Annotated in this window: 4 protein-coding genes; 1 reads left to right on the top strand and 3 read right to left on the bottom strand. The window is 32.6% G+C overall.

Translation table 11 applies throughout. The features are described from left to right. Positions 1-294: 294 nt before the first annotated feature. A complete protein-coding gene (locus tag JR053_RS05195; protein ID WP_236607899.1) occupies positions 295-609 on the bottom strand; it encodes a hypothetical protein in 315 nt (104 codons plus the stop codon). Positions 610-778: 169 nt separating this feature from the next. Continuing rightward, positions 779-1,690 carry a WO male-killing family protein Wmk gene (wmk, locus tag JR053_RS05190; protein ID WP_416603791.1) on the bottom strand — a complete coding sequence of 304 codons (912 nt, stop codon included), beginning with the start codon at positions 1,688-1,690 and terminating at the stop codon, positions 779-781. A gap of 129 nt (positions 1,691-1,819) precedes the next feature. On the opposite strand from wmk, the gene JR053_RS05185 reads away from it, so the two are divergent. Beyond that, the gene (locus JR053_RS05185) at positions 1,820-2,749 is read left to right on the top strand and encodes an Rpn family recombination-promoting nuclease/putative transposase (RefSeq protein WP_262986565.1); all 930 of its coding nucleotides are present in this window, start codon (positions 1,820-1,822) and stop codon (positions 2,747-2,749) included. A gap of 347 nt (positions 2,750-3,096) precedes the next feature. Here the strand turns inward: JR053_RS05185 and JR053_RS05180 are convergent, their stop codons facing one another. After that, on the bottom strand, positions 3,097-3,222 hold the full coding sequence (locus JR053_RS05180; RefSeq protein WP_416603788.1) for a hypothetical protein: 126 nt from the start codon (positions 3,220-3,222) through the stop codon (positions 3,097-3,099). Positions 3,223-3,328: the final 106 nt, after the last annotated feature.

Raw genomic sequence — 3,328 nt, 5'->3', positions numbered from 1 at the left:
TAAGACTCCTATGCAAACCTTTTTTGATAGTATGCATATTGCTTATCAGAAAAATATTGATAGCATTAAACAGGATGCTGATTTTGGTTTTGACTTTGTTAATTCTTCTGTCAGTTAATTCATGCCTGTCAGATCAAGTCCAAACTATTACATAATTTCCTTTATGTACACTGGTGCTTTTTCCATTTCACCAATATAGGATTCTTCTCCGATTAGTTGGCGCCTTTTATTCAAGTACAGTATTTTTACACATTCCCTCTCTGCCATGACCTATACTTACGTTCAAGTATTCTACTAGCCCCCTTGTAAGTCCATGATTGGTTCTCCCTTGAGCTTTTCTCTCAGTACCCTTTCTAGTGTTTCCTTAACGCACATAATCATTGCTACTGCAGAATCAGTTACTCCTTCTATGACTTTCAGGTCATCCATTTCTCGACCTAAAATCCTTCCTACTCCTGCATAAGTATTCACCAGATTTTTAGCAATTTCTTGAGCTTGTGGCCTTTCATGTACTGCACTTAAAAATGTTTCCATTATTTCACGATCAAGTAGTGCTTTGCCTTTGCTTTCTAATATTCTGAATTCGATTTCTTCTTTACTTTTATTCATATAATTTACCCTTCACTAACAACAAACTTTTTTTAGATATTTACTGCTGTTTTTTATCAGCATTGGCATAAAGCCATAGCTTTCGAGTGAAGTCAAATCAATTTCTCAATCTTTTTTACTTATTTTTTCATCTAAGAGTAAAGATATTAATATATACTGATTTTTTATTTTAAATCTGTTGAATTTCGCCTAAAGAGAGGCCTGTTATTTGCAAAATAATATCGGTAGAAATTCCTCCTTTCACTAAATCCTTTGCAATTTTCATCTTTTCTGCTCTTTTCACTTTTTCTTCGCAAATTTGTATGCTTTCAAACAGAGATTTTATTAGCGCATAGCGTAATTCTTGACTCTCAATTTTTTTGTATTCTTTTATTAAATCAGGTAGCTCACTTTCTACTATCTCATCTTCCTCTATGAGCAGATCTGTAATGCTAATTGATAATGTTTCTGCTATTGCATATAATTTTTCCAGTGGAATGGCCACACGTCCTTGCTCATAGTTGCTTATTTCATCACGTGTTGTACTCATTTTTTCTGCTAAATCCTTCTGAGTATATTCCCGCACTAGTCTCCATTCTTTTATCTTTTTTCCTATTTGGTAGTAGATAGAACCCGTTTTTTCTTCAACACATTCATCAGCAGATAGACCAATTGTTTTTGAAACAGTATCAACAGAAACTCCTGCTTTAACCAGACCCTTTGCAATTTTTACTTTCTCTGCTTTTTTACTACTTTTTTCACTAACTTGAATAAATTTGGTTAGTAAACAAAATATCTTACGTAACTCCTGATCGTTAATCTTCCTATACTTTCTTATTAGATTTAATATCTCTTCTTCTTCAGTTTTAAGGCAAATTTTCTCATTTGATACAGGAATGAGGTCTACAATACCAATTGATAACACCTTTGCTATAGAGTACAACTTTTCAATCGAAATTTTTCGTGTTCCTTTTTCATATTGTAGTACTATTTGATATGTTACGCCGATTTTTCCCGCTAAATCTTTTTGAGTATAGCCTCGCTTTAACCTCCAGCTCCTTACTTTTTGTGCTATCTGATACCTTATAGAGATATTTGCCATAAATATTATACAGTTTAATACTACCAAATAAAGATATACAAAAGGGATGCTTCTTTCTATGTTTGAATTTTAGTTGAATATTTCTTCACAATTGTGTATAATTACTAATGCTTTTTAGGTTAATTCGTCATGGCTCTTTCGAAATTTCTTGATCCCAAAAATGACTTGAGCTTTAAAAAGATCTTTGGCTCTGAAAAGAATAAAAATATCTTAATTCACTTCCTCAACGATATCTTAGGTTTTTCTACTTCTGATCAAATAATGGAAATTGAATTCCTTAGTACCATTATGGATCCTGAAATTGCCTCTGACAAACAAAGCATTGTTGATGTTCTTTGCAAAGACTCTATTGGTAATAGATTTGTTATCGAAATGCAACTCGCTCGTGATAAAGGCTTTGAGAAACGTGCTCAACTTTATGCTGCTAAAGCTTACTCTCGGCAATTAGATAAATCTGGTAATTACATTCATCTTCAGAAAGTCTTCTTTATTGCTATTTCCAATTGTAACCTTCTGCCTGAAGAAGTTGACTATATTTCTACTCATAATATACGCGATATCAAAACCAATGGGCATTACTTGAAAGATTTACAATTTGTCTTTATTGAGTTGCCTAAATTTACAAAAAATAAGGTAGAGCAATTAGAGAATACTACAGAGAGATGGTGTTTCTTTTTTAAATACGCAGAAGATACAACTGAAGAAGATCTAAAAAAGATAGCAGCAGAAGCTCCGATAATAAAGCTAGCATATGATGAATTAGACAGGTTTCGCTGGAATGAAAAGGATTTGATCGCATATGAAGAAAGAATATTGAGCGTGCAGAAAGAAAACGCTATCCTTGCTCAAAAACTCGATGATGCTAAACATGAAGGAATCCAAATTGGAGAAGAGAAAGGCAGGAAAGAAGGCATCCAAATCGGCCATGAAAAAGGTAAAATTGAAGGTAAAATTGAAGTTGCAAAAAATTCACTCAAGGCCGATGTCCCTATAGATGTTATAGCTCAAATTACCGGTCTCTCTCATTCTGAAATTTTACAACTCAGGGAAAAAACATAAATACTACAACTTATTCACTTCAACATTTATGAAAATCTTCTTTAAGTTAGATATATTCCCTAATTAAGAATCTAATGAACTGTCTAAAATAGCTATAAGGATTGCACATAGAATTATATAAATTACTATCATAACGTTACTCAAACTTCTATATCAAAGCTACGTGCTGTAAGTTCAATATGGAAAACACATTAACCACTTAGTATTTAATGTCTACTTCATCCATTTTAGTATTAGGACCATCAAACTTGCTACTGGTTTCCCTAATTATTTTGGCTAATTTTGCTACCTTCACTTTAAAATTTTCACTACTTGGCATTTTATAGCTGCACCTCTTATATTATAACCTACCTATTGATATTACCTCCAAGCTTGGTTACTCCTATCTCAGAAAGACAAGTTGATACTTCTGAATGGCTGTGAACTGAAGCATTACTTAAAATGTAATAGTTTAGACTTGATCTGACAGGCATGAATTAACTGACAGAAGAATTAACAAAGTCAAAACCAAAATCAGCATCCTGTTTAATGCTATCAATATTTTTCTGATAAGCAATATGCATACTATCAAAAAAGGTT

Origin of the sequence: Wolbachia endosymbiont of Nasonia vitripennis (assembly GCF_048054115.1) — a bacterium.
Classification (GTDB): domain Bacteria; phylum Pseudomonadota; class Alphaproteobacteria; order Rickettsiales; family Anaplasmataceae; genus Wolbachia.
The sequence above is the reverse complement of the archived record's forward strand: the minus strand, read 5'-3'. Positions and strand labels throughout refer to the sequence as shown.